Raw genomic sequence first — 25,026 nt, forward strand, 5'->3', positions numbered from 1 at the left:
TTAGCACTTTTTTATATGGAAGGAGAAAGAGAAAATGACCGCCTATAATCATACAATTCTTCGCATGAAAGAAAGCAGTAAACGATCTCTTTCTGTGAAACAAACGGACTCATGGCAAACATCTTCACTGATGTTCTTGACTACGGACGGTGCGGTGAGAGTTGACATGGAAGGAATTCGATATGAGCTAAATGCAAAAGACAGTGTGTTGATCCGCTCAGGAATAGATGTCATGGTTGAATCTTTATCCAGCGAGCAAGTAGTGATCTATACGGTCACATTTGACCAATTCACTCTGGCACATGATGCACAAAATGAATTGGTCTATAAGGTGAATCACGATCATCTCCCTGATAACGGGGAAGTTGTGAAAGGCTCTGCCGTCCTTTTTTCTTACATCAAACAAATACAGACGAGCCAAATCATACAAGAACAGGCGAAATGGCTGGAAGAAATCATGTTCATTTTCCGCAAACAATCCAAGCCATACAACGAAAAAGTGCATTATTCGATTAACATGATCTTGCAGTATATGGCTGAGCATTATGATCAAAAACTAACAAGAAAAGACTTAGCTCATAAGATGGGGTTTCATGAGAGTTACTTTTCTACCTTTTTCAAACAAAGTATGGGGATGAGTGTGACAGAATACATTGCACAAATTCGAATAGACGAAGCCAAAAAACGTCTTCTGCAAACAGACGATCAAATTCAAATCATAGCACGGCAAGTCGGGTATGCAGACAGTTTATATTTCAGCAGGAAGTTCCGTCAAAAAACAGGAAGAACGCCCAGTCAGTTTCGAATGAACCGAAGACCAGAGCGGATTGCTGCTTTTCAATTTGTCGGGTCATTGGTTGCAATAGGCATTGAGCCTGTTTGTATTGACGAAGAAACCGATCTCCATTCAGATATACTCAAAGAACATCTGGCTAGTTCGCTCGTCATAAATGAACACACGCCTGATGACGTCTTTAAATCACTTCAATTAGATGTCATCATCGTCCCTAACTATTATTATTCAAAACCTGCATTGATCAAGCGATTGGAGCAAATCGCACCAGTTCTTGTTCTGCCATACGCCGGTCATCATGCTGTACAAGATGTACTGTCTATAGGACGCCTTTTAGGAAGAGAAAATGAGGCAAACGATTGGGTGAAACGATTTGAACAGCTTAGTCAACAGGCAAGAAACACCCTGTCTTCCTTTAGAGAAAAAGGCGAGACCGTTGCGATCTATGAAATGAGAGGACATGACAAAGTGTATATGTGGTCCTATGAGGCAAGAGGCGCCTTCTATCTTTATGAAACGCTTGGCTTAAAACCTCCAAAAGCCATTCTAGAAGAAGTTCTTCTTCCTAATCAACATACAGTCATTCCTTTAGAGAGACTTGGAGAATACGAGGCGGATCATATGTTTTTTATTGTCTCTGATCAATATGGGTGGTATAAGCAAATGGACAAGCGAATGGAAGAAAGTGATGTTCTTCGTCAATTATCGGCTGTGAAAAATGGTACCTTTTATCCAGTAAAACTGGAGGAGTTTCGATTTGATGAAGGAGAGCGTGCACTTCTTTTGATGGACCGGTTTGTCTCTCAATTGACACAGCCAGCCTATCCAACAATTGTCCATATGTAAGTTGCGAGAATCCTCCATAGACCACGACAGATGAGGTTGATAGAATACATGAGACTAGTAATTGATAACTATTCTCATTTGTAGTGGCGAAAATGAAGGAGGAATATGGAGATGAAAAAGACGTATTGGATATGTGCTGTCATTCTTCTAATGATATTGACGGCCTGTGGCAATAAAGAACAAGCCAAAACAGCAGAATCAAAGCAAGAAACGAAAACGGTTGAAACAGTGAAAGGAAAGATAGAGATTCCAGCTGAACCTAAACGAATTCTTGTAGATGGATATTTAGGGAGTGTGATTGCACTTGACGTTCAGCCTGTTGGATCGACCACGCAGGATTTAAAGAACGTACACTTAAAGGGCAAGATAAAAGGAATAGAGGACATCAGTGACGAGCGTTCAGCTGAAAAAGCACTTAGCTTAAAGCCTGATCTGATTATCACAGCAGTACAGGATGAAAAAGTCTATGATGTGTACAAAAAAATAGCCCCTACCATCGTGTATCCTTACGGTTCTTTCAAAGATGCACATGAAGAATTAACGACGCTGGCAAAAATTTTAAATAAAGAAGAGGAAGGAAAAGCATTCCTCACCGCCTTCGATCAACGAATTGAGGCTGCTAGAAAAAAAGTGAAGTCTGCTTTAAAAGAGAATGAAACGGTCTCGATCATGGGTGCTTTTAAAAATGATGTCTATGTATATGGTAACGGAATTTATCGAGGCGGGCAGGCATTATATCAGCAATTACAGGTAAACCCGCCAAAACAGGTCAGAGATACAATTTTAAAAAGTAAGACAGGGTATGAAGTCATTTCGTATGAAACCCTTCCTGAATATGCAGGAGACTACATTTTCATCGATGAAAGCAACGGCGGAACATTTGATAAAAACAATTCTATTTGGAAGAGTCTAGAATCTGTCAAAAAAGAGCAGACCTATCAAATGGATACAGAGTTCTTCTGGCCTTACGATCCGATTGCAGTAGCCAATCAAGCGGAAGAGTTTGCTGACATATTGACAGAAATGTCTGATCGGTAGGAGGTCTGTCAATTGTTAAAGCGTTTCTTCTCATACTACAAACCATATATGGGGCTGTTTATATTAGATTTTTCCTGTGCAGTACTGGCAGCCTTACTCGAATTATCCTTTCCCCTTGCCATCAGTAAAGTGATGGACGATTTACTGCCAAATGGTGATTGGGATGCCATTTGGTTTTGGGGCATTCTGCTCCTCGTTTTATACGTGATCAGTTCTACGATGCATTATGTCGTGACCTATTTTGGGCACAAATTAGGCATTAATATAGAAACGGATATGAGGAATCAGCTATTTTCTCATGTACAAAGAATGTCCTTTCGCTTCTTTGACAAAAAGAAAACGGGAAAACTCGTGTCCCGTATGACAAATGATTTAATGGATATTGGAGAAATCGCGCATCATGGCCCGGAGGATTTATTTATCGCTGTGATGACACTCACAGGTGCCTTTGGCTTGATGCTGTCGATTAATTGGCAGCTGGCGGTTCTCACATTTATTGTCGTTCCATTCTTGATCGGATTATCCGTCTACTTTACGAAAAAAATGTCTGCTGCTTTTGATAAAATGTTCTCGAGTATTGGTCAATTCCATTCACGTGTGGAAAACAATATTAGTGGCATACGGGTTGTGAAAGCATTCGGAAATGAATCACATGAAATGGACCGATTTATTGAACATAACGAGCAATTTAGAAAGACAAAGCTAACCACATATCAAATGATGGCTGTGCATACCGCTGTTAGTCATTTTCTTATTAAGAGTGTGACAGTGTTTGGCCTTGTATGCGGCGCATGGTTTGTGCTGCAAAAAAATATGACGTATGGGGAATTTGTGTCATTTGTACTATTAACAGGCATCTTCTTAGGCCCCATTCAACAAATCAATGCAGTCATTGAAATGTATCCAAAAGGTGCAGCGGGCTTTAAACGATTTGCATCACTCATCGATCAATCACCTGATGAAAAGGACGCGGATGATGCCATTGAAGTTGATCAGTTAAAAGGGGATATCGTTTTTGAGCACGTGTCTTTTCAATATGAATCAGACAAACCGGTTCTTCATGACATCAATCTTGAGGTGAAACAAGGAGAGACCATTGCGGTCGTAGGTCCCTCTGGTGCTGGAAAATCGACGCTTTGCAGTTTACTGCCACGCTTTTACGAATGGCAGGAGGGAACCATTACAATTGATGGCATAGAGACAAGAAAGATGACACTGCCTTCGCTGCGTAGACAAATTGGTGTCGTCCAGCAAGATATTTATTTATTCCATGGGACCATCCGAGAAAACATTTTATACGGAAAACTCGATGCATCTGATGAAGAAGTGTGGCAGGCAGTGGAGAAAGCCCAACTGAAGGATCTTGTAAATAGCTTGCCAAATGGGCTTGATACGATCATCGGTGAACGCGGAATGATGTTATCTGGCGGACAAAAACAGCGTATCTCCATTGCACGTATCTTTCTTAAAAATCCGCCAATTTTTATTTTAGATGAAGCCACATCTTCTCTGGATACGGAGACAGAATCCTTTATTCAGGGCTCACTTGAAGAACTATCTGAAGGACGAACCACGTTTATTATTGCGCATCGCCTAGCGACCATCCAGCATGCTGACCGGATTGTGGTTTTGACAAAAGAGGGCATCAAGGAGCAAGGCAGGCATGAAGACCTGCTGGAAATGGACGGGATGTACCGGCGTTTGTATGAAACACAGTTTAGAATGTAAAAGAGGAAAAGCCGGCATATTGCCGGCTCAGCGTGTAGACAAACCCTCGCATTCGGTGTCAGTCCTGCGCTTCGGTGCTCACGAATGTCAAATTCGCTCCGCGCCGATGCTCGTCCTTCCTAGGGCTGCAAAGGTTTTCTATCACGCTGAAAAGAAGACAAAGGGCTAAAATCAAGTTCATTTTAGCCCTTTTTCAACAATCTGAAGCCGGCATATTGCCGGCTTTTTAGCGTGTAATCATCATCCGACCATTAACTGCGGGGGGCAAATAACATCACACTGACACCAGCTAAACAGATCAAAGCACCCAACCAGTCATAGAAATCAGGGGTTTTGCGATCGACCCACCAGCCCCAAAACACAGCGAGAACGACAAAAACACCGCCATAGGCCGCATAAACCCGCCCAAAGGTCGGGAACTGCTGGAATGTAGGGATGACGCCGTAAGCGACCAAGATGAGGCTACCTGCGATTCCGTAGCTGACGGGTTTTGCTTCACGCAGCCACAGCCAGACAAGATAACCACCGCCTATTTCAGCCAGACCAGCTAATAAAAAAAGAACAATCGTTACAATCATTTTCGGACACTCCAGTTCTCCTGTTTCGTTCTATTATGACATGATGAAAGGATGCGTTCTACCTGATGTAAATTGAGAGACGAATGAGAGTTTGCTAAAATCAACTGAACAGTGAATGAAACACATGCATTCTTGACTTTCCTTGAGGTGGGTGATCCAAATGGTCAATCCCTCCGTTTAGTAAGTACATTCTCATGAGGAACACATTTCCTTTTTCAGTGCTCTTTTTTTCTCCTTGAAAAAAGAGTAAAGTACAAAGGAGGCTTATCTCAGCAATTTGAGTGATAAGCCATACGTGAAGATTTCATGATGAATGCATAATGCTCTTTCTCATGAAAAAGGAAGGAGATGACCATGGACACACTGAAGGATTTTGAGCTGTATCACAAGATCAAACATGATCGACATAAGCCCTCGCTTGAATTATTGTACGATCGCTATGAACGTGTGTTATATTCGTTTATTTATAAAATGACTGGAAACCGTGAGCTGGCGGAGGAAGTGCTTCAAGAAGTCTTTATCAAGCTCTGGCGCGGCATAGGAGAATACAATACAGATAAAGGGAAATTTTCCTCATGGTTATTTATGATGTCACGAAACACGGCCATCGATCTATTAAGGAAACACCGAAATGAAACAGCTCTTGAAGATGAGCATATTGAATACTTGGCAGATCATCAAGAAGATGTGTCAAAAGAAGTAGAATGGAACGAAGAAAAACAAATCATACGTGAAGCAGTATCAACATTGTCGAAAGAACAGCAAACCATCATCGAAGATGTCTATTTTAAAGGAATGACACAAAAGAGCATTGCGGAAAAACTAGGCATCCCTATTGGAACAGTGAAGGGAAGAGTTCGATTGTCATTGAAGCATTTACGAACGAAACTGTCTCGCGGAGGAAAGGAGGAGGAAGAGGCATGACTCAGTGTAAACATCAAGTCATTGATTACTTTAACGGGCATTTACAAGGAGAAGAAAAGGCGCAGTTTGAAGAACACATTAAACATTGCTCGGATTGCAAAGAAGAGCTTGAAGAACTGACATCGCTCATGTCTGATATTCCGTTTCTAGCAGAGGACGAAACGCCTCCGGCAGGGATGAAAGACCGCATTTTATCAAGAGTATTTGAAGAAGAGATACGAGAGACAACAATCGCTACAAAATCGAACCCGCCTGAAGATCTCAAAATAGTGCGTGATGCAAATGAGACGAAACCGCCAATGAAGAAGAAAAATCAATGGCTTTTGCCTCTCGTTGCCGCACTACTTCTCATTTCTGCAGCTGGGAACGTGTATTTCTTAACAAATGGAACAGATCAAGCAGAACAACCTGCCAAAGTTGTTGCGACAAAACCACTGGCATCTGCTGAATCGGCAAAAACAACGGGTGCTTTTTCAGTGATTGAGCATCACGGCAAAAAAGAGCTTGTCGTGAGTGCCGACGGATTAAAAGGCCAGCTTGATTCATCAGCTGTTTATCAAGTATGGCTCATTAAAGGAGATCAGCCCGTTCCGGCCGGTGCCTTTAAAACAGATAGCAAAGGAGAGGGCACCGTCACCTATGCATTATCTGAAAAAGAAGCAAACGAATCATGGGATACTGTGGCTGTCACCCTTGAACCAAAAAAGGATAACAAGCTTCCGCAAGGTCCTGTCGTACTGAGTGCTGCATTTTAAGCTTGATTCATGAAGGATGCCTTTTTGAGGGCATCCTTTTTTGATAGGCAGAAGGAACCTTATGACAAATGAGACGTACTACATATAGAGGTGAGACACATGCAGCGATACATAGAAAAACAACTATTTCTCTTATCAGCTAGACACACATTTACCGCATTTTATTTTTTGGTGATCCCATTCATTATAAAAGATCTTTTTGAATCAACTCCTTTATTGATGGTCATGATCGCTCTTTTTATCATTCATCATCTAGTGACAAGTATCGTATGGTTTTATAAATCAAGAAACATTCGAAAGCGTCAATCAGGTGACCTAACCAAACGGGGACATCTCGTTGTCCAGATCGTGCAGAGGCTCGAACAGCTCATGATGCTCGGTTTTGTGATGTTATTGATCAGTGGATGGATGCAGGGAGACATTGTGACGCTATCATTCACAATTTTTCTGTTCATCGTCGTTTTCTTGCAGCACATTCAGTTTTATTATGTTCAGTACTTTTTTAAATCGAGCGGCTGGTTCACCTATGTCCTCTCTTTACAAAAGGCTCGACCTTCTTACATCGTGAGGGAACGAAGGGCTTTGAAGAACTCCTAAATGTGCAATCGCTTGCTGACTGATCCATCAGCATCAGAAATGTATGATAAAATGTGGAAAAGAAGCATGGAGAAAGGGAGTGCGAGCGAGTGAAAGCAGTTGGATTATTTGAGTATTTGCCAATTGAGCATGAACAAAGCTTGATCGATCAGGAGGTGGCAAAGCCCAAAGCAGCTGGCAGGGATATTTTGGTGAAAGTAGAGGCTGTGTCGGTGAATCCAGTGGATACAAAGGTGAGGTCACCGAAGAATCAGAAAGAAGAAGAACTGAAAATTCTTGGCTACGATGCAAGCGGTACGGTGGTGGAAGTGGGCGAAGCGTGTACGTTGTTTCAGCCGGGTGACCACGTCTATTACGCAGGAGATATCACGCGACAAGGCTCAAATAGTGAATACCAGCTTGTGGATGAGAGAATTGTGGCGAAAAAGCCTGCAAATCTCTCTTTTGCCGAAGCAGCTGCCATGCCTCTTACAACAATTACGGCATATGAAGCGCTATTCGACCGAATGCATATGAAGCGGAATGCAGAAGGCTCGACCTTGCTGATCATCGGTGGAGCAGGCGGAGTGGGCTCTATCGCCATTCAACTCGCCAAATTAGCGAAAGCAACTGTGATCGCCACTGCTTCAAGACCTGAAACAAATGAATGGTGTCTCTCATTAGGGGCTGATCATATCATTGACCATCACGAGCCGCTCTTAGCGCAGCTTCAGGAAAAAGGGATTGGCGAAGTGGATTACATTTTATGCTTAAATGATACAGATGGCCATTTCAAAGGGATGGCAGAAGCGATTAAACCTCAAGGGACGATCTGTACCATTGTTGAAAATCAGCAGCATTTAGACATTCAATTACTCAAAAATAAAAGTGCTGCATTTGTATGGGAATTCATGTTCACACGGCCGATGTACAAAACCTCGGATATGATGAAGCAGCACGAGCTTTTAAAAGAAGCGAGTACATTATTTGAAGAGAAGAAGTTAAAACATACATTAACAAAGGTGCTCAGCCCCATCAATGCCGCCAATTTGAAGCAGGCACATCAAACACTTGAGCAAGGGAAGATGATAGGTAAATTTGTTCTAGAAGGATTTTAAGGAGGGGCAGCAGATGACATCATTACAATATCCGATTGGCTTATATGAACCGGTGGACCAACAAACGAAAAAGCAGCTGGAGGCATGGATTGATGAGCTGGCACTCATTCCTCAAAAGTATGAAGAGGCAGTTGTCCCATTGACAAATGATCAGCTGGATACCCCATATCGGCCAGGAGGATGGACCGTTCGTCAGCTCATTCACCATGTAGCGGACAGCCATCTGAACGCCTACTTGCGATTTAAACTTGCGCTGACAGAAGAAACACCGCACATACGTCCATATGATCAGGAGGCATTTGCTTCACTTCCTGACAGTAAGGCGTCTATCAGCCTATCGCTGCCGTTAATCAGCAGTCTACATCGCCGGTGGGTCACATTACTTCGCGAGATGACAGAGGAAGATTTCAACGCTGCATATTACCATCCAGCCGATCAACAAACGGTGTCCTTATATGATGCAACAGGAATGTACGTCTGGCATTCACAGCATCATCTCGCCCATATCACGGAATTAATCAAAAGAAGTCAGTGGAAGTAAAGGAGTCAACACATGTTTAGTAGAAGAATTGTCGGCGCTATGTTTATCTGCATGGCGGCATTGTTTTATATAGCAAAATTCGTTTTATTTGAGATTCGTTATGGTGGAAATGTAGGTGCAGAAAGAACAATCGAGGAACTGGAAGATATACTCCCAGGTGGTACGTGGATCAGCATCATTTTTCTCATTATCGGTTTAGGTTATCTCTTGTGGGATGACAGGGAAGTCATTCGTCAGTTTCTTTTGAACCCAGATAAACAAGTAAAAGAAGAAATAAAAAAGACGGACCTCAAGTGACCGTCTTTTTTTCTTTTTTAGCCACGTTCGGGACGAAGTGCTTTTTCTAAAATAGCTAGACCTTCATTAACTTTTTCTTTTTCTTCGTCATTGAGCCGTTGCAGGGAATTTTTAATTTTTTCATGCCCTTTTTGATAAATACTTCTGAAAATATTTTTCGCTTCCTCTGTCAATTCTACGACAATGATTCGACGGTCACGCTCAGAATGCTTTCGTTCCACAAAGTTCGATTGTTCTAACCGATCAAGCAGCCCTGTCATATTGGACAAAGAAGCCCCCATTTTTTCAGCAATTTCGGACACCTTAAGAGAGCCATGGTTATTGAGCAGCATGAGCACTTTCATTTGAGGCATACTCATATCAAGCTTCATCCATTCAGAAACATCTCCAAGTCCTGCAGCAGTGAGCACTTTCATATACAGCACCCATGTCTTTTTTTCCTCAGGAGATAGGATTTCCTCTTTTAGTACGGTGGTGTCATGAATATTATATTCCACGCTTGTTCACTTCCTTTAAGCGGCTCTTTTCTTTATATTACTGATTTTTACTTCTAATTGAAAGTATCATGAAGCTTTTGAATGTTAAACTGCATGAATTAAGTGGTATTTGTTGTATAATAATGGTCAGTTGAAATTAATGAAGCAACTTAGAAAGTTGGGAAAAACATGTGGAACAAAAAAACGGGTATGACGATCTTAAAAATGCTCTTTCCGATCGTGATCATCCTTGTCTTAATTTTTGTCGCCAAGCAGGAGCTGAGCGGCCTTTCCATTAAAAAGACGTTTTATATTATTGACAGCTTGAATCGAATGGACTTGTTTATTCTTGTCTTTCTTGGACTTGTCGCTGTTTTATCCATGTCCTTATATGATTTTATTTTAAGAAAAAGCCTTGATATGCCCATCAGCGGCTGGAAAACGATCCGAATTTCTTGGATCGCCAACTCCTTTAACAGTGTACTTGGATTCGGTGGTTTATCAGGAGCAGGGCTTAGAACGCTTCTATACAAGGAATACATAACCGATACGAAAAAACTGCTGAAAGGCATAGCCCTTTTAACATCCTCTGTTCTGCTAGGCTTATCTATTTTCAGTGATTTGATTTTAGTTAGGGTCCTGCCAGTTGAAAGTATTATTAGTCAGGAGCCGTGGTTATGGGCATTTGTCATTATTTTTGCTTGTATTGTGCCCATTTACATCATCATGGCGTCCATTCGAAAAAGTTCGATTGAGAGCGGTGAAAACGGACTGAAGCACCCGATCTATGCTTATATTGGTGCATCGTTTTTAGAGTGGCTGGCAGCTGGTCTTGTCATGTACATGGCTGTTGTCTCTATGGGGATGAACGTTGATGTCCGTATTGTATTAGGCGTCTTTGCGATTGCATCAATCGGCGGTTTAATCAGTATGGTTCCGGGCGGGTTTGGTTCGTTTGATCTGATCTTTTTACTCAGTATGCAATACATTGGGTTTGATAAAGAGATGGTGCTGACAGCGCTTGTCTTGTACCGCTTCGTTTACTCCATTTTCCCGTTTATTCTTGGACTTTGTCTAGCGGCATACGATTTAACTGGAACAACACTCAGGCGTCTTGAAGGCAATCCGAGAATGGCGCCTGCTATTGAAACAACAAACGTCTTAATTGTTTTGCACCGAGCGCTGCTCATCCGTTTATTGTACGGATCTTTGTCCATTTTAACGTTTGGAAGCGGTTTGCTCATTATGGCTTCCGTTGTGCTTCCTGTTGATCGTTTAGGTGTGATCACAACCATTCCACGCTTTTTGTTATCAGGATTTAATGGTCTTTCTTTAATGTTCGGGATCATTTTAATGATTTTGTCCATTGAAGTGTATAAAAGAACAAAACGGTCTTATCTATTGACAATGATTGCCCTAGCAGGCGGCTTTGTGTTTACTTTACTAAAAGGGTTTAACCTGAGTTTGATCTTTATATTGCCGGTCATCATGGTGGTATTTTTCTCGCTTCGAAATCAATTTGTGAAACAGCAGGCCCCTTATTCTTTGAATCAGTTTGTGGCGGCCGCCGCCGGATATTTACTCGTGTTGTTTAACTATAATGTCATTGGGAACTTCATTTGGATGAAAATTGGTCATTTCCTAAGCAAGGACTATTTGGTTCATAATGAACGGCATATCACGATGACCAGTATGATTGCTTTAATTGGCGTCCCACTTTTCTTTTTCATTAGCAAATTGATTTTTAATAAAAAAGCAGTTCCAATCGGCGAAGAAGCCGATGAAGAAAAGTTAAAAACTTTTCTCGAAGAAAAGGGAGGAAATGCTCTTAGTCATCTAGGTTTTTTGGGAGACAAAAAACTGTTTTTCTCAAGTGATGGAGAGGCGATGCTTCAGTTTGGCCGGATTGGCCGCTGCGTTATTGTGCTTGGAGATCCTTCTGGCCGTAAAGCCTCTTATCCGCTTGTACTAGAAGAATTTTTGGAGCAGACAGAAAAAGCAGGCTATCGTGTCGCTTTTTATCAAGTAGAACGTGAAGGAATGGCGCTTTATCATGACCTAGGTTTTCACTTCTTTAAGCTTGGGGAAGAAGCCATGGTCGATTTAGAAACGTTCTCTTTGTCAGGAAAGAAAAAATCAAACTTACGGGCTGTCGCAAATAAATTTGAACGAGAAGGCTATACGTTTGAAATGCTGGAGCCGCCCTTTTCAGAGGAATTGATTTCAACCTTAAAACAAATCTCTGACAGCTGGATGGGCAAGAAAAAAGAAAAAGGATTTTCATTAGGCTATTTCCATGAAGACTACCTTCAAAAAGCACCGATTGCGATTTTAAAGGATGAACAAGGGCAGATCATATCTTTTGTGTCCTTAATGCCGATGTACCAAAAAGGAGAGATATCCATCGACCTCATGCGTCATATGCATGATGCACCGAACGGGATGATGGATGCACTCTTTATCCACCTTTTTCAATGGGCGAAAGAAAAAGGCTACACATCCTTTAACATGGGAATGGCGCCATTATCGAATGTAGGCACGTTCCACCAGTCCTTTCTGACAGAACGTTTGGCGAGTGTCATCTTCAATAACGTCAGATATATGTATAGTTTTAGCGGCTTACGGTCGTTTAAACAGAAATATAAACCAGAATGGCGCGGAAAATATTTAGCGTATAAAAAGAATACATCACTGCCTGTCACAATGGTGCTCGTCACTAAGCTGATAGGAATGGACCCAAATCGAAAACGGCGTCCATAAGTCCAAAGAACCTTTACCTTTCACTAGGTGAAGGTTTTTTTAGACAAAAGAATAGCAAAAGTGGTAAAGTTGAAGGGTAAGGGGGATGTTCACATGACACTAAATGAATGGTTTACAAAGGGATTAGCTGAACGTACATATGTACACAACATGGAGAAAAACCGTGAAAACTTACTCACGGTGTACAACCAGTACGCAATTCATCAAAAGGAAAAAGAGCTGCTTCAAAAACTTCAAAAGAAAAAGCTCAGAGCGCTTGTGATCACGGCAGATTGGTGCGGCGATGCGATGGTTAATGTACCTATTTTCATGCGTATTGCAAATGAAGCACTGATTGATGCGCGCTATTTCATTCGGGACGAGCACCTAGACCTGATGGATCAGTATTTAACGAACGGGACCGCAAGATCAATTCCGATTATCGTCATCATTGATCAGGAAGGGAAAGAAGTGGGGAAATGGGGACCTCGCTCAGCAGAAGCTCAGCGCTTTGTCGACGAGAAAAAGCCGGATAAAGATGCACCCGATTTTGAGGAAGCATTTAAAGTGTTTGCGAAAGAAGCCGCACATCACTATACGACAGATCGTTACTTATGGAAAGATATTGAGAAAGAAATAGTAGAAGTTTTGGCAAAAATATAAACCAAAAGACTACTTCGCCGCAATGGGAAGTAGTCTTTTTTTATCTTGTTTTTGCGTTTCACCTACAAAACACCGCATAAAGATGTAGAAAAACCGCAGAATTCTATCAAATACCGCAGAAAACCGCAAAGCATCACGATTTTCCCAACCACTTTTAGTTGAAAAACCTCATATATGCCATGAAATCAGCTATTTTGCCCTTATCTAAAGGCTCATATAACGCACGTCGGATGGCTTTTTCCCAATACAAGAGGCCCAGCAACTATAGTAATCTAGTTGTAATCTCCTTTGAACGAACTAAAAAAAATAAATGAAGGAAAAGGGCTGGCGATCAATTTATGAAAAAAATCATCTATCTCGATCAAGAAAAAAAGAAGCTCGCTGAATCAAAGAAAAGAGAACAGCGTTCCATCAAATCACTCAGACTGCTTGTGTTTTATGACGGACAAAGTCCTTCATGTGCAAAAGCAATTGACCTGTTGAAATCACTCGATTGGAAAAACCGAATTCACTTTGAATCATTTAGACACTCACAGCTGCTGAGACTGAATAAAATTAGTGAAGAGAAGGCAGAGAAACGAATCGTGTCTATTTCCTTAGCAAAAAATCAAAAAAACTCAGGGATTTATACGTGGCTGAGAATGGCTTGTCACATCCCTGCATTATGGGGAACGGTCCCATTCATTGTACTCAGCATTTGGCTTGGCTTTGGGCAGCATGCTTACGATTATTTTGCGAGAAAACGGTACATTCATTCTGTCGAACAAGTCACCCGTCCCGATACAGATCAACAAAAAACCATCTAATCATAGAAAAAGCATGACCTTCGATCGGCAGAAGGTCATGCTTTTTTGTAATATGGGATAAATGATGCTAAGTGATCAAGCAGCTTCGTTGTGTAAGACATATATGCACGCTTATCAAGCTCAGAAGCCGCATAGGAAAGCAAGGTTCTAAGAGCAAACAAGTACTCATTGTGGAGCTGATTGTGTTCAAAGTAAGGAATCGCTGCTTCTACTAAATAAGTTTTCAAATCATGAGGATTCTCTTCAATCATCAATTTATAGATTTTAATCATATATAAACAGTTTGGTTGAATACGAGGCTGTTTGAGCAGCTCGTGTATGTATGGAAGCGCCTTTTTGCGATCATATTCCGCATACAATGTTGCGATTTCATAAAGCGTTTCACAGTAACGATCTTCTATCTGTTCTTGATTAAAATAATTGAGTGAATCTAGTAAATAAGGCACAGCGGATGAGAAATCTCCTTGGCGTTTTAAGAGAACCCCATAATAAAAATAAGCTGTCATCTTAATATAAGCATCAGGGTGAAGCGATGTGTGTAAAATCACTTCTTTTAAATATCTTTTAGCTGTTTGAAAGGCCTTTAATTCCAGTGAGATGACCCCATGAATGAGTGTACAATGAATGACCCGCTTGAAATTATTTTTTTGTCTATACAAATCCATTGCTTGATGTGTGGCCTCAAGCGCATCACCGAGATGCCCCATAGCTCCAAGTGCTTTTGCATAGTGATAATACAGGTCGCTCTGTTCAACAGAAGCGTAAGAAAAGCAGCTTTCAAGTCTTTTCAATCCTTCTTCGAGCTGACCGATTTTAATCTGGTGGATGCCATCTAGATATTCAAACGTTTCTTTTTCTGTGTCAATAAAGGTTTTTTCAAACTTCTTAAGCACGCGGTGTGTTTTTAAGGCAAGCTGCTGTTTTTCTGTTAATAAATAAAATTGAAATAAGGACAAATGATACTGAATCCCTAAATCTAGCGAAAAGAATTGTTCCTCGTGATGAATGATCATTTCTGCATTTTGCTCTGCTTGATCGAGTGCATAGAAATACATGTTCATTTGAAACTCATCGAGCAATGACAGCAGGTGACGCGCCTTTTGCGACAGCGTTTCTTGACTAATTCCAAGCCGTTCAAGCAAAAGATTGATCGTATCTTGATTGGCCTCTTTTGAGCCATTTTCAATTTTACTTAAATGAGAGACAGAACAAATTCCTTCTGCCAACTCCGATTGGGTCATATTTTGTTTGTAACGATAGAGTTTGATGATTTGCCCAATATTGATTTTCATTCCATCCAGAAGCCTCCCTTCCAATCATGGGTTGAAAGCTTTTTGAAAAAATAGCCGCATGAGACAAAGTGGAAATACCTGAAATCATTTCATCATCTTGGCTTTTTTCTCAAAATTTGTTTAAAACGTAATATGATTGTAACATTACTTGAAAAAGTCAAACAACTTTTTAGCAGAGAGGCGAGGTCCTATTTGCAAACAACACATGATCATGTTTATAATGTGAATGAGAATCAATTTCAATTAAGGTTGATTGAAAGGATGACATATATGCCAGAAACAAAACAACAAACAGAAGCGTTAACGGTTCGAGACGCTGTCAGATATAGACGATCGATTCGAAAATTCAAAGAAACACCGGTGAGCATTGAGCAGCTTCAGCCATTATTAGAGGATGCAGTCTATGCACCTAATCATAAAATCACGGAACCGTGGCGTTTTTTATATGCAGTGACGGATGAAGCAAAAGAGGTATTTGTTGAGCGGTTCATTGCTTTCTTTAAACGCAACAACCCAGACGCAAAAGAAGAAAAGATCAATCAGTACAGAGATTATTTTTCTAAAGTACCAGCACTTTTACTTGTTGTTCTAAAAGAAGACGAAAACCCAGTTGTGAGAAACGATGATTTTGCCGCTGTGAGTGCGCTCATTCAAAACTTCCAGTTGTTGGCTTGGGATCAAGGAATCGGTATGGTATGGAAGAGCGGCCGTATTTTATACGACAAAGGGTTTCAACAGGATATGGGATTAAAGGAAAACGAGCGCTTTGCCGCAATTCTTCACATTGGTTATCCAGAAGAGGTGCCTGAGGAAAAGTCACGTCAGAAGGCATCAAGCCTGCTAACTGAAATCAAATAAAAACAGACCTTTTGATAAGGTCTGTTTCTTTTTACTTATTGTTTTTTGGCACGCTGATCGGCTGCTTTCATACGTGCCATCGCTTTTACGTCATTCGGATCTGCAAGTTCTTTGGAAAATTCAACATATTCGCCATCCGTCTCTTGTGCCGCAAGCTGGTGGTTGGATTTTTTGAGTTGGTCTTTTTTCAAAGCTTTTCCCTCCTTTACAAGATCACTTTAGTTATGTGCTTGTAAAAGAGGAATATCCGTTTTATTTGTTTCTTTTTTCTGCTGCTCTTTCCGCTTTTTTGAATTCCTGCTGATACAGAACTTCCTGGGTTTTCTTCAGTTTTGAAGTCGGCTGGTGTTCTTTTTTCTTCATCAAAATCGCCCCCTCATCTCATTTTTAATAGGATGGGTGTTTTTGACAAAAATTATTCCTCTGAATGCAAAATCGCTTCTTTTAGCTCAGGGTGTAAAAACTCATAAGAAGACAGCAGTGCCTTTTTCGGCAGGGCGCGCTGGCCTTCTAGAACAAGCAATGACATGTCGCCAAGTGCGGTTTTGATGACAAAGGACGGCACCTTCAGCCAGTGAGGGCGATGAAGGACAGATGCAATGGTTTGCCCCAGCTGCTTCATTTGAACAGGATTTGGAGACGTGACATTGAGTGGACCTGATATGTGATCATGTAGAATGGCATACGCAATGAGATGTGCTACATCCTCCACGTGAACCCAAGATACCCATTGCGAGCCAGAGCCAATCGTTCCACCGGCAAGCAGCTTGTATGGCAAGGTCATAAGAGGAAGTGTGCCTTTTTCTCCTAGCACTACCCCAAAGCGTGTATAAACCGTGCGAATACCGAGCGCCTCAATTTTTTGACCTTCAGCTTCCCAAAGTTTTGACGTATAACTTAAGAAATCTGTATCGGCTGGAGGGGCCTCCTCCGTAAAATCCTCTGTCTTGGAAGTGCCGTAGATACCGACAGCACTTGCTTGAATGAGCACAGATGGTTTCGATTCCTTCGCTTCTATAATGCGTCTCACTTCTTGTGTGGATTGAATACGGCTGGAGAGAATGCCTTTTTTTGCTTTGTCCGTCCAGCGTGTGAAAATGGATTTTCCAGCAAGGTTAATCCATACATCAATCGCAGGCAATTCATGTTCAGGCTTAGCACCTTCTGTCAGCCACTGCACATAGTGTAAATGATTTTGTTCGGATTCCTTTGGATTTCTTGTTAAAATATATAGATGATGTCCTTCAGCTGCGAGCACCTTTGTGACGTGCTGGCCGATAAACCCGGTTCCTCCGGTAATGGCGATATTCAATTGACATCTTCTCCTCTCATATACATACCTATATCTTTCACGATTTTGAATCAGAAGAAACATCCTGACTGTTGGAAAAAAGGAGTGATCACAGGATGCCCTATATTACGAAAATCTCTGCTCAGAAAAACAATACAGAACGCGTGAACATCTTTCTTGATGAAAAGTACGCTTTTAGCGTTGATCTAGATGTGCTCGTCCAGCATGATTTGAAAAAGGGAAAAGAGCTGGACGAAGCCGATATCATAGAGATTCAATTCGGTGATGCAGTAAAAAAAGGATTTCAGCAGGCCGTCGATTATTTATCGTATCGGATGAGATCAGTGAAAGAAGTCACCGATTATTTGACGAAAAAAGAAATACCAGCACCTGCTATTAGTGAAATTATACACAAATTAAAGCATTATAAGTATGTAAATGATCTTGAATTTGCAGAAGCGTATGTAAGCACCCACCGAAAAACGAATAGCAAAGGCCCGTCAGTGCTAAAAAAAGAATTAAAGCTGAAAGGCATAGACGATGACACCATCGAACAAGCACTATCGCAATATCCGAATGATTTGCAGCTAGAGGAAGCAGTGAAACAAGTGCTGAAGATGGTTAAGAAAGAGAAAAACCGGTCCGCAAAAGAAATTGAACAGCGTATCAAATTGCAGCTTCAGCGAAAAGGATTTTCATTTGATATCATTGATAAAGCCCTTCAAGAAGCCTATGATGGACAAGAAGAGGAAAAGGAAGAAGAAGCCCTTCACTATATGCTTGAGAAGGCAAAACGCAAGGTAGGATATGACGGATCATTTGAGAAAAAAATGAAAGTGAAGCAATTCCTTTACCGAAAAGGATTTGATCTTGATACAATTGATCACGTTTTAGACAAAGGGGAATGACAGATGGAAAAACGCTATAGTGAAATGACAGAATACGAATTAAAGCAGGAGATTGCCGCTCTTTCTGAAAAAGCAAGAAAGGCTGAGCAGCTAGGCATTGTGAATGAATATGCCGTGTTGGAGCGGAAAATTGACATGGCGAAAGCCTATTTATTAGATCCAGCTGCTATTCAGACCAAAACGACTTATCACATCAAAGATACAGACGAGCAGTTTTATGTGGAGTATTTAAATGGTGTTTTTGCTTGGGGCTACAGAGTTTCAGTGCCAAATAAAGAAGATGCTCTGCCGATTTCAATGCTTACGCAAAAGGACTGATCCCTAGAGATCAGTCCTTTTCTTTACTTCGAACGTTGTTTACGGACGTTGTTCTGAAGTACGATGTCGTGCTGCGTTTGCTGCGTTTCTCCGTTGACCTGAGAGGCAGAATGTTTAGCATTCGCCCATGGTTGAGGGTAAGCGGTTGTTCTTAATTGAACAAAGTCTTCCATATACGATTTCCCATTTGAACTCATATCTCAAGCACTCCCTTTGGAAAAATTAGCGTTTCCCTGATGCCCTCATACGTTCCTGTGGACGTGTATTCGTCTCACCGTTCGGCCTTTTAGACGCATAAGCATCTGTGGCCCCTGGTTCGCCTTCAAACTTGTGATTCACTTGATTTGGAAAGCCCTTTGCTTTATTACGCATACTGATTCCCTCCAAACAATACAAATCATTTGCGTCTTTTGAAGACGTAAGGGTAGTATATGAAAAAAGAGATTTTTTTAAAAAGGCACTTTCTGCTAGATGAAGGAGGAACCAGTATGGAACAATATTTTGAGCGATTAACCGAACAACTAATGGAAAAAAACAATATGCTCACATATGAAGAAGCACGTACATGGGTAGAGCTCCTTTGGAGTGATTTTGAAACAACCTATGCAAAGGCTGGCCGCAAGTATAAAGGACAGGAAACGACTGAACGGATTGTCCGAGAATGGATCGAAAGCTACGGCGCTCAGCTGCATTTATTTCAAAATAAACAATCGAAGGCAAATGAGCATTTGCAACAAAACGACAAAGGGCTGCTTCATTAAAAGGGTTGCCCTTTTCACTTCTACTCATCTTTTTCAATAAACAGGAAAATATATAAATAACTAAACAATTTTATGAAACAATACCCAGTCTGTGATCAAAATTACAGGCTTTTTACAATGGATAAACTTAAAATTACATTAAATTCATGTTGGTGAAAATCACTGGAAATAAAACTCTGATATAATGTAACGATTAAGGATACATGAAATTTATGGATAATAAAAAAGGGTTTCGTTTTCTGACAAAAAAGGAATAATGAACATAACAGACTATGTGAAAAAAGTGAAGAGAAGGTGCGATATGGAACGGGAACTGCTCTCTGTTATAATTCCTTCTTACAATGAAGGTGAAAACATCAGACGAATCTTTGAGGCACTCGAGGAAGAGTTTCGCGATTTTCATTATGACTTTGAAATCATCTTTGTGAATGATGGAAGCAAAGACAATACGCTTCAATACATGAGAGAGCTCTCTCACAAAAGTGCAAAAGTCAAATACATTTCCTTTTCTCGTAACTTTGGGAAAGAAGCTGCAATTTTAGCAGGTCTTGAGCATGCAAAAGGGGAAGCTGCGATCATTATGGACGCCGACCTGCAGCACCCAACGTATTTGATTCAGGATTTTGTTAGAGGCTACGAAGAAGGTTATCATCAAGTCATTGCCAAACGAAACCGTAAAGGGGACAGCAAGCTTCGTTCTTACCTATCATCGATGTATTATAAAGTGATGAACAAGGTGGTCGAAGTGGACTTGCGTGATGGTGTAGGAGATTTCCGTTTAATTTCCCGTCAAGCGATCGACGCATTGCTTCAGCTGAAAGAGGGAAATCGTTTTTCAAAAGGCCTTTTTTGCTGGATTGGCTTTGAAGAAAAGGTCATCTATTATGAAAATGTGGAAAGACAGCATGGTGATACAAAATGGTCACTGAAGAAATTATTTAACTACGGGATTGATGGTGTCATTTCCTTTAACAACCGCCCGCTGCGTATTTGTTTTTATACGGGTATTTTGATCTTATTTCTCTCTTTGATTTACATCGTGGCGACCTTTATTCAAATCGTCAGAACGGGCATCATGGTACCGGGTTATTTCACTTTAATCTCAGCTGTGCTTTTCCTCGGTGGTGTCCAGCTCTTGAGTCTAGGTGTGATCGGAGAATACATTGGCCGAATTTACTATGAAACGAAAAAGAGGCCGCATTACTTAATTCAAGAATCAAATGTCATGGAACAAGAGACAAGCTCAAAAAAACAAGACCGAGTGTTAACGCAGTTATTTAAATAACGTGGAGTCAAATAACCGGCAAGCACGAATCGCTTGCTGGGTTGTTTTGTTTCAAAGAACAGTGGATCTTTTGGAGAAAGGATTTAGATGATGAAACGTAGATGGATACTCATTGGAATGTGCCTCATTCTTGCTTTATTAGGACACTCCTTTTTCTTATATGAATATACGCAAGGCCGATATATGACGGGAGATGGGGATGGCATTTCGCAAATGCTCCCGTTTAAAAAGCTACTGTATGATGAATACGTCAAAGGAAACTTCTTTTATTCCTATCAATTTGGTCTAGGCGGCGGTACATATACGCAATTAGGTTATTATTTTACAACGTCGATGGTCTTTATGGTCACAGTCGCTGTCGTCTGGCTGTTGAATGCGCTTCACCTTATACAGTCAACAGACATTCACTTTTGGGCAAATGCTGTTATTTGGCTGAGTGTGATCAAGCTGACAGTCATTCTGTTCATCGCATATCGTGTGCTCCTTTCGATTGTGCAGCATAGGCTGGGGGCGCTGACAGGTGCCGGTATTTACGGACTGTCTATTGTGTACTTTCGGCATCAAACGTTTTGGGAGTTTTTCACCGACAGCATGATGTGGCTTCCGCTGCTTGTGCTCGGGGTTGAACGGATTTTTAAAACAGGCAAGCCGGCTTGGTTTATTGCGGCTTGCAGTCTCATGCTGATCAATAACTTTTACTTTGCTTACATTCACTTTATCTTTTTAGCCATTTATCTCGTCTTCAGATATATGATTAAGCTCCAAAGCGAGGAGCGAGGCTGGAAGGTGTTCTGGACCCTTGCGATCTCTACGTTGTTATCGTTTGGGATCAGTGCTGCCTTTTTTATCCCGTCTGTTTACGGCTTTCTCAATAATGTAAGACCGCCGTATGAACAGGCAATTCCTTGGTTCGAGCTGCATGATCATCTGCTGTTTACAAGCAGGGTGTATTTATTGCCGGTCATCTTTCTGATTTGTCTGTTTCTCGTTCCGCTATACCGGAACAGATGGTTTTTCATGTTCACATCGATCAGTGTTCTGCTGATCATTTTTCACTACAGTCCAAAGATGGCGAGCGTGTTTAATGGTTTTTCTGCACCGCAGTACAGATTTGAATACATTCTTGCTTTTACAGTTGGAGCAGCCGTAGCCATCACCATCAAGCATTTCTCGCAAATGGAGTGGAAGTGGAAAAAGCGTGCGGTTTTAGGCGCTTGGATTGTATTCCTTTTCGCAGTCGCCCTTTCAGAACGAGCAAAGGGAAATATGGATGTTGTTGTATTTACCGGAATAGGACTGCTTGTGATCAGTTTGTTCTTCCTCTCGATACATGCGGGAAAACGTCTGCACCTTCGTCTCTTTTCAGCTGTGCTCATCGTTGTGAGCTTACTGACAGCAGGTGTGTATCAGCAGGGCTACTTATTTGAAAGAAGCAATATTAAGAGCGTATCAGATACGTATCTGAATAGTGAGGCGTATGCTGGACATGAGCAAATGAAGCTCATTCAGCAGATTCAAAGCCGCTCAAAAGAAGATCCGCTTGCCCGGATTGATTGGATGAACGGCGTGCGCAACAACACCCCATTATTTGAAGGCTTTCAAGGCATGAGTGCATATTCAAGTATATTGAATCAGCATCTGCTCCATTTCTACTGGAATGACCTGCAAATTGATATGGGACGGGAAAGTGTCAGCCGGTATGCAACAATGGGGGACAGGGCGAATTTATACAGTCTGACCTACGGGAAGTATTATATGAGAGACAAATCGATGTCTTTCTCACCGCCGGTTTATTTTAAGCCAATATTGGAAAGCGAACATTATGAAGTGTATGAAAATACACGCCCGCTCCCATTTGCAAGAACAACGAGTACTGTCTATTCAGAAAAGTCACTAGAGCATGCGTCAGCACTTGATAAAGAACACGCAATGTTGCAAGGTGTGATCTTAAACAAAAAAGGAAATGCTGAAATCGACCAATCGCCTGATCGAATAAAGGATACAAACATTCATACTGAACAAGCTGTATACGAAAATGGCGTGCTTGATGTATACGGGAAAACGGGCGGGCTGAATATCACCCTTCCAGATGATATCGCTCGCGTGGGGGATGTGTATGTGAGCTTTTATGTGAAGCGGACCGACCGTAACGAGGGATTTCAGTTATCTGTGGATGACTACGTCACATCACGCAAAAGCAATACGTCTATCTACAAAACAGGCGTTAATGACGTGACGATCCGAGTCCCTGCGGAAAAAATTCTTTCCATACGAGTGCCAAAAGGGACGTATGAGCTGAGTCAATTAAAGCTGTATCATGAGCCTTACCACACCCTTGCGCGGGCATATGAAAAAGAAAAACAGGATGATGGCAGCCAGCAGGTGAAGCTTAAAAATAACCGCTTTACGATTTCTTATGAGAACAAGCGCGGCGATGATTATATGATTCTGCCTGTTCCATATGAAAAAGGCTGGGAGCTCACGGTGAACGGCCATCAAACCGATATTGAACAAGCCAATTATGCGTTTATCGGTTTTCCAATAGAAAAAGGAAAAAACGAGATCGTGCTAACCTACTATCCGCCTTATATCAGAATTCTCGCATTGATTTCATTGATCAGTTTGATCGGTGCGATCCTCTATGCACGGAGAAAACACAAGAAACACCACTTTTCAGCATAAGTGGTGTTTTTTTATCTTTCATCTCATACGTAAGTTTCTTCATCCCATTCAATCGTGTATTCGTTCATTTTTTTATCAATATCGTTTTGAATACTCATGTGCTGAAATAGCGCATTCAATTCTTCTGTCCTCTTTCTTCGATCATTTTCATAATAATAGAACGCATCTCGATAATCATGATCCCTTAGCATCTTTGCTATGAGCATGGCATCTTCTAGACTATACGATGCTCCTTGACCAACAAAAGGGTTCGCCGTATGTACCGCATCACCTACAAGAACAACACGTCCTTTTGACCACACAGGAAAATCCTTTATTTCATAGATACTTCTTGGAAAGAACATGTTAGTATGATCGATGATGTCAGAAAGGTGTTTAGGAATGTTCCAATGTTCCATTTGTTTATATAATAACTGTCGGATGGTTTCTTTATTGGCTTTCTCAAAATGTTTTGTAGGTAACTTCTCAGGACACTGAGAGAAAGCTTGCCATAAAATATTCATTTTATTTGTTGGATGCGCTTTCCCAAAAATGAATTGAAAGTTTCCGTCATTGTAAAAATAACTTGTTGCCTCATCCAATACAAAATCCTTCACAAACGATACTCCTTGTAGTCCCCAAAAACCGCTATAGTCTAATTTAGCATTAAACGCAATAGCCTCTCTTGTTTTCGAAAAGGTTCCATCTGCTCCTATTACAATATCACCTGTTATCACAGTTTCATCATCAAAAAGAACCTGAACGGAATGAGGCTGCTGTTTGATTGAGATTAATTTTTTGTTGTATTTCACTTCTATTCCTTGACGGTGAACTTCTTTTAAAAGTGATTTGATGATTTGGTCTCTCATGACGTTCAGTAAAGGAGCATCATAATATTTTTCACTATAATTGTGAAAGATCGCTTCTACTTCATTTTCACTGTTTATTTGCTGGATCTTCTTTATCACGGTTGCATTTGCTATCACTTCATTTTTACACCCGATTCCATCCAAAATCTTTACCCCATTCGGAGACAGTAAAAAACCTGCTCCTGTTTCTAATTCTTCATCTGACCTGCTTTCATAAATCGTACTTTCCATTCCAGCCTTTTTTAAAAATAAAGCAGTAGCCAATCCTGCTACACCACTGCCGATAATGATTACATTTTGAGATTTCATCATTTTTCCTCCCCTTTTATAAACAGACCGGTCGGTTTATTTTAGTGCAAAAAAATAAGCTTTTTCATATAGGACAGCGTATCACAATTCCCCCTTTTCATTTGGAAATTAAAGTATATGATAATATGTTATAAATGATTTCGCAAGGATGAAACAAACCAATTTCTGATAAAACAAACATGAAGGGGATAATAAAACATGAATAAAGACACCGTGATAAAACACTATCAACACTCCATTGAATGGGTACAGTCGCTAACGGAATTAACAGACAAAGAGTGGCGCAGCGCCATCGCTGAGGGAAAATGGAGCATTGCTGAGATCATCGCACATTTCGTTCCGTGGGATGAATTTATTTTACACGATCGCCTAAAGAGCAAGAAAGGAAGAGAGAAGCGAGACGATCGGGCGGTTTATTGCTGTTAGAACAGAATTGCTTCAAGAAATGAAGAAAATCGAAACATCTCGCTGGACTACACCCTTTCTGATCGGTCAAACCGAGCTGACGTTATTAAGTTATTTTCAAGGTTTAATTAAACATGATCTCCATCATATGGAGCAGATTAAAAAAGTACTCTCTACAGAAAGACGATAGA

The 25,026-nt window shown here is 41.0% G+C and carries 27 protein-coding genes and 1 pseudogene; 19 read left to right on the forward strand and 9 right to left on the reverse strand.

Going from position 1 to position 25,026, the window contains the following annotated elements:
* The first annotated feature begins 34 nt into the window (after positions 1-34).
* The 3 genes from BA79_RS15275 (at position 35) to BA79_RS15285 (ending at position 4,405) form a co-directional block, all read left to right on the forward strand.
* Positions 35-1,639 carry a helix-turn-helix domain-containing protein gene (locus BA79_RS15275; protein WP_035703728.1) on the forward strand — a complete coding sequence of 535 codons (1,605 nt, stop codon included), beginning with the start codon at positions 35-37 and terminating at the stop codon, positions 1,637-1,639.
* 111 nt (positions 1,640-1,750) lie between these two features.
* On the forward strand, positions 1,751-2,677 hold the full coding sequence (locus tag BA79_RS15280) for an ABC transporter substrate-binding protein (protein WP_169476138.1): 927 nt from the start codon (positions 1,751-1,753) through the stop codon (positions 2,675-2,677).
* Positions 2,678-2,689: 12 nt separating this feature from the next.
* Entirely contained in the window at positions 2,690-4,405 is a 1,716-nt protein-coding gene (locus BA79_RS15285; RefSeq protein ID WP_035703731.1) for an ABC transporter ATP-binding protein, read from the forward strand.
* A gap of 251 nt (positions 4,406-4,656) precedes the next feature.
* Here the strand turns inward: BA79_RS15285 and BA79_RS15290 are convergent, their stop codons facing one another.
* Complete coding sequence (locus BA79_RS15290; RefSeq protein ID WP_035391293.1) at positions 4,657-4,983, reverse strand: YnfA family protein; 327 nt, start codon at positions 4,981-4,983, stop codon at positions 4,657-4,659.
* Between the two features lie 354 nt (positions 4,984-5,337).
* Between BA79_RS15290 and BA79_RS15295 the strand changes: the two genes are divergently transcribed.
* From BA79_RS15295 to BA79_RS15320, 6 genes are all read left to right on the forward strand, one after another.
* Positions 5,338-5,907: an RNA polymerase sigma factor gene (locus BA79_RS15295; protein ID WP_035703732.1), complete on the forward strand. Its 570-nt coding sequence runs from the start codon at positions 5,338-5,340 to the stop codon at positions 5,905-5,907.
* Positions 5,904-6,662 (forward strand): anti-sigma factor, encoded by a 759-nt coding sequence (locus tag BA79_RS15300; RefSeq protein WP_035703733.1) that lies wholly within the window; start codon positions 5,904-5,906, stop codon positions 6,660-6,662. Before BA79_RS15295 ends, BA79_RS15300 begins: the two co-directional genes overlap by 4 nt.
* Positions 6,663-6,761: 99 nt before the next feature.
* On the forward strand, positions 6,762-7,259 hold the full coding sequence (locus BA79_RS15305; protein ID WP_035703735.1) for a hypothetical protein: 498 nt from the start codon (positions 6,762-6,764) through the stop codon (positions 7,257-7,259).
* Between the two features lie 89 nt (positions 7,260-7,348).
* Positions 7,349-8,356 (forward strand): zinc-binding alcohol dehydrogenase family protein, encoded by a 1,008-nt coding sequence (locus tag BA79_RS15310; RefSeq protein ID WP_035703737.1) that lies wholly within the window; start codon positions 7,349-7,351, stop codon positions 8,354-8,356.
* 13 nt (positions 8,357-8,369) lie between these two features.
* A complete protein-coding gene (locus tag BA79_RS15315; protein WP_035703739.1) occupies positions 8,370-8,897 on the forward strand; it encodes a YfiT family bacillithiol transferase in 528 nt (175 codons plus the stop codon).
* A gap of 12 nt (positions 8,898-8,909) precedes the next feature.
* Positions 8,910-9,194: a hypothetical protein gene (locus tag BA79_RS15320; protein WP_035703741.1), complete on the forward strand. Its 285-nt coding sequence runs from the start codon at positions 8,910-8,912 to the stop codon at positions 9,192-9,194.
* Positions 9,195-9,211: 17 nt separating this feature from the next.
* Here the strand turns inward: BA79_RS15320 and BA79_RS15325 are convergent, their stop codons facing one another.
* Positions 9,212-9,691: a MarR family transcriptional regulator gene (locus BA79_RS15325; protein ID WP_008341672.1), complete on the reverse strand. Its 480-nt coding sequence runs from the start codon at positions 9,689-9,691 to the stop codon at positions 9,212-9,214.
* Between the two features lie 168 nt (positions 9,692-9,859).
* Here BA79_RS15325 and mprF point away from each other — a divergent pair, with 168 nt between their 5' ends.
* The 3 genes from mprF to BA79_RS15340 all read left to right on the forward strand — a co-directional run bounded on the left by mprF (position 9,860) and on the right by BA79_RS15340 (position 13,878).
* Complete coding sequence (gene mprF / locus BA79_RS15330; protein ID WP_035703743.1) at positions 9,860-12,430, forward strand: bifunctional lysylphosphatidylglycerol flippase/synthetase MprF; 2,571 nt, start codon at positions 9,860-9,862, stop codon at positions 12,428-12,430.
* A 93-nt stretch (positions 12,431-12,523) separates the two neighbouring features.
* On the forward strand, positions 12,524-13,072 hold the full coding sequence (locus BA79_RS15335; protein WP_035703746.1) for a thioredoxin family protein: 549 nt from the start codon (positions 12,524-12,526) through the stop codon (positions 13,070-13,072).
* A gap of 338 nt (positions 13,073-13,410) precedes the next feature.
* A complete protein-coding gene (locus BA79_RS15340) occupies positions 13,411-13,878 on the forward strand; it encodes a thiol-disulfide oxidoreductase DCC family protein (protein WP_007496690.1) in 468 nt (155 codons plus the stop codon).
* Between the two features lie 35 nt (positions 13,879-13,913).
* Here the strand turns inward: BA79_RS15340 and BA79_RS15345 are convergent, their stop codons facing one another.
* Positions 13,914-15,170 carry a transcriptional regulator gene (locus BA79_RS15345; protein ID WP_035391280.1) on the reverse strand — a complete coding sequence of 419 codons (1,257 nt, stop codon included), beginning with the start codon at positions 15,168-15,170 and terminating at the stop codon, positions 13,914-13,916.
* 270 nt (positions 15,171-15,440) lie between these two features.
* Here BA79_RS15345 and BA79_RS15350 point away from each other — a divergent pair, with 270 nt between their 5' ends.
* A complete protein-coding gene (locus tag BA79_RS15350; RefSeq protein WP_024720283.1) occupies positions 15,441-16,028 on the forward strand; it encodes a nitroreductase family protein in 588 nt (195 codons plus the stop codon).
* A gap of 35 nt (positions 16,029-16,063) precedes the next feature.
* Here BA79_RS15350 and BA79_RS15355 read toward each other — a convergent pair whose 3' ends face one another.
* From BA79_RS15355 to BA79_RS15360, 3 genes are all read right to left on the reverse strand, one after another.
* Positions 16,064-16,219 (reverse strand): YfhD family protein, encoded by a 156-nt coding sequence (locus BA79_RS15355; RefSeq protein ID WP_035703748.1) that lies wholly within the window; start codon positions 16,217-16,219, stop codon positions 16,064-16,066.
* Between the two features lie 61 nt (positions 16,220-16,280).
* On the reverse strand, positions 16,281-16,391 hold the full coding sequence (locus BA79_RS19235) for a YfhE family protein (RefSeq protein ID WP_017358836.1): 111 nt from the start codon (positions 16,389-16,391) through the stop codon (positions 16,281-16,283).
* Positions 16,392-16,443: 52 nt separating this feature from the next.
* On the reverse strand, positions 16,444-17,340 hold the full coding sequence (locus BA79_RS15360; RefSeq protein WP_035703749.1) for a TIGR01777 family oxidoreductase: 897 nt from the start codon (positions 17,338-17,340) through the stop codon (positions 16,444-16,446).
* Positions 17,341-17,435: 95 nt separating this feature from the next.
* On the opposite strand from BA79_RS15360, the gene recX reads away from it, so the two are divergent.
* Both recX and BA79_RS15370 read left to right on the forward strand, forming a co-directional pair.
* A complete protein-coding gene (gene recX, locus BA79_RS15365; RefSeq protein ID WP_035703751.1) occupies positions 17,436-18,227 on the forward strand; it encodes a recombination regulator RecX in 792 nt (263 codons plus the stop codon).
* Positions 18,228-18,230: 3 nt separating this feature from the next.
* Complete coding sequence (locus tag BA79_RS15370; protein ID WP_035703753.1) at positions 18,231-18,545, forward strand: YfhH family protein; 315 nt, start codon at positions 18,231-18,233, stop codon at positions 18,543-18,545.
* 23 nt (positions 18,546-18,568) lie between these two features.
* On the opposite strand, the gene BA79_RS19240 is transcribed toward BA79_RS15370, so the two are convergent.
* Positions 18,569-18,742 carry a YpzG family protein gene (locus tag BA79_RS19240; RefSeq protein WP_003217811.1) on the reverse strand — a complete coding sequence of 58 codons (174 nt, stop codon included), beginning with the start codon at positions 18,740-18,742 and terminating at the stop codon, positions 18,569-18,571.
* 25 nt (positions 18,743-18,767) lie between these two features.
* Complete coding sequence (locus BA79_RS15375; RefSeq protein ID WP_003217849.1) at positions 18,768-18,917, reverse strand: small, acid-soluble spore protein K; 150 nt, start codon at positions 18,915-18,917, stop codon at positions 18,768-18,770.
* 116 nt (positions 18,918-19,033) lie between these two features.
* Here BA79_RS15375 and BA79_RS15380 point away from each other — a divergent pair, with 116 nt between their 5' ends.
* From BA79_RS15380 to BA79_RS15390, 3 genes are all read left to right on the forward strand, one after another.
* The gene (locus tag BA79_RS15380) at positions 19,034-19,306 is read left to right on the forward strand and encodes a YfhJ family protein (protein WP_017366871.1); all 273 of its coding nucleotides are present in this window, start codon (positions 19,034-19,036) and stop codon (positions 19,304-19,306) included.
* Positions 19,307-19,607: 301 nt separating this feature from the next.
* The gene (locus tag BA79_RS15385) at positions 19,608-20,591 is read left to right on the forward strand and encodes a glycosyltransferase family 2 protein (protein WP_017366872.1); all 984 of its coding nucleotides are present in this window, start codon (positions 19,608-19,610) and stop codon (positions 20,589-20,591) included.
* Between the two features lie 87 nt (positions 20,592-20,678).
* Positions 20,679-23,273 carry a YfhO family protein gene (locus BA79_RS15390; RefSeq protein WP_035703755.1) on the forward strand — a complete coding sequence of 865 codons (2,595 nt, stop codon included), beginning with the start codon at positions 20,679-20,681 and terminating at the stop codon, positions 23,271-23,273.
* 23 nt (positions 23,274-23,296) lie between these two features.
* On the opposite strand, the gene BA79_RS15395 is transcribed toward BA79_RS15390, so the two are convergent.
* Positions 23,297-24,430, reverse strand: coding sequence for an FAD-dependent oxidoreductase (locus BA79_RS15395; RefSeq protein ID WP_035703756.1), 1,134 nt, complete (start codon positions 24,428-24,430; stop codon positions 23,297-23,299).
* Positions 24,431-24,628: 198 nt separating this feature from the next.
* Between BA79_RS15395 and BA79_RS19990 the strand changes: the two are divergent.
* Positions 24,629-25,025, forward strand: a pseudogene (locus BA79_RS19990) (DinB family protein).
* Position 25,026: the final 1 nt, after the last annotated feature.

The sequence above is a fragment of the Bacillus altitudinis 41KF2b genome (genome assembly GCF_000691145.1).
GTDB classification, from domain to species: Bacteria; Bacillota; Bacilli; order Bacillales; family Bacillaceae; genus Bacillus; species Bacillus altitudinis.

Excerpts from the sequence above, each read along its gene's own strand:
- BA79_RS15275 (WP_035703728.1), top strand. The coding sequence starts at position 35 with ATGACCGCCTATAATCATACAATTCTTCGCATGAAAGAAAGCAGTAAA.
- BA79_RS15280 (WP_169476138.1), top strand. The coding sequence starts at position 1,751 with ATGAAAAAGACGTATTGGATATGTGCTGTCATTCTTCTAATGATATTG.
- BA79_RS15290 (WP_035391293.1), bottom strand. The coding sequence starts at position 4,983 with ATGATTGTAACGATTGTTCTTTTTTTATTAGCTGGTCTGGCTGAAATA.
- BA79_RS15295 (WP_035703732.1), top strand. The coding sequence starts at position 5,338 with ATGGACACACTGAAGGATTTTGAGCTGTATCACAAGATCAAACATGAT.
- BA79_RS15300 (WP_035703733.1), top strand. The coding sequence starts at position 5,904 with ATGACTCAGTGTAAACATCAAGTCATTGATTACTTTAACGGGCATTTA.
- BA79_RS15305 (WP_035703735.1), top strand. The coding sequence starts at position 6,762 with ATGCAGCGATACATAGAAAAACAACTATTTCTCTTATCAGCTAGACAC.
- BA79_RS15315 (WP_035703739.1), top strand. The coding sequence starts at position 8,370 with ATGACATCATTACAATATCCGATTGGCTTATATGAACCGGTGGACCAA.
- BA79_RS15320 (WP_035703741.1), top strand. The coding sequence starts at position 8,910 with ATGTTTAGTAGAAGAATTGTCGGCGCTATGTTTATCTGCATGGCGGCA.
- mprF (WP_035703743.1), top strand. The coding sequence starts at position 9,860 with ATGTGGAACAAAAAAACGGGTATGACGATCTTAAAAATGCTCTTTCCG.
- BA79_RS15335 (WP_035703746.1), top strand. The coding sequence starts at position 12,524 with ATGACACTAAATGAATGGTTTACAAAGGGATTAGCTGAACGTACATAT.
- BA79_RS15340 (WP_007496690.1), top strand. The coding sequence starts at position 13,411 with ATGAAAAAAATCATCTATCTCGATCAAGAAAAAAAGAAGCTCGCTGAA.
- BA79_RS15345 (WP_035391280.1), bottom strand. The coding sequence starts at position 15,170 with ATGAAAATCAATATTGGGCAAATCATCAAACTCTATCGTTACAAACAA.
- BA79_RS15350 (WP_024720283.1), top strand. The coding sequence starts at position 15,441 with ATGCCAGAAACAAAACAACAAACAGAAGCGTTAACGGTTCGAGACGCT.
- BA79_RS19235 (WP_017358836.1), bottom strand. The coding sequence starts at position 16,391 with ATGAAGAAAAAAGAACACCAGCCGACTTCAAAACTGAAGAAAACCCAG.
- recX (WP_035703751.1), top strand. The coding sequence starts at position 17,436 with ATGCCCTATATTACGAAAATCTCTGCTCAGAAAAACAATACAGAACGC.
- BA79_RS15370 (WP_035703753.1), top strand. The coding sequence starts at position 18,231 with ATGGAAAAACGCTATAGTGAAATGACAGAATACGAATTAAAGCAGGAG.
- BA79_RS19240 (WP_003217811.1), bottom strand. The coding sequence starts at position 18,742 with ATGAGTTCAAATGGGAAATCGTATATGGAAGACTTTGTTCAATTAAGA.
- BA79_RS15375 (WP_003217849.1), bottom strand. The coding sequence starts at position 18,917 with ATGCGTAATAAAGCAAAGGGCTTTCCAAATCAAGTGAATCACAAGTTT.
- BA79_RS15380 (WP_017366871.1), top strand. The coding sequence starts at position 19,034 with ATGGAACAATATTTTGAGCGATTAACCGAACAACTAATGGAAAAAAAC.
- BA79_RS15385 (WP_017366872.1), top strand. The coding sequence starts at position 19,608 with ATGGAACGGGAACTGCTCTCTGTTATAATTCCTTCTTACAATGAAGGT.
- BA79_RS15390 (WP_035703755.1), top strand. The coding sequence starts at position 20,679 with ATGATGAAACGTAGATGGATACTCATTGGAATGTGCCTCATTCTTGCT.
- BA79_RS15395 (WP_035703756.1), bottom strand. The coding sequence starts at position 24,430 with ATGAAATCTCAAAATGTAATCATTATCGGCAGTGGTGTAGCAGGATTG.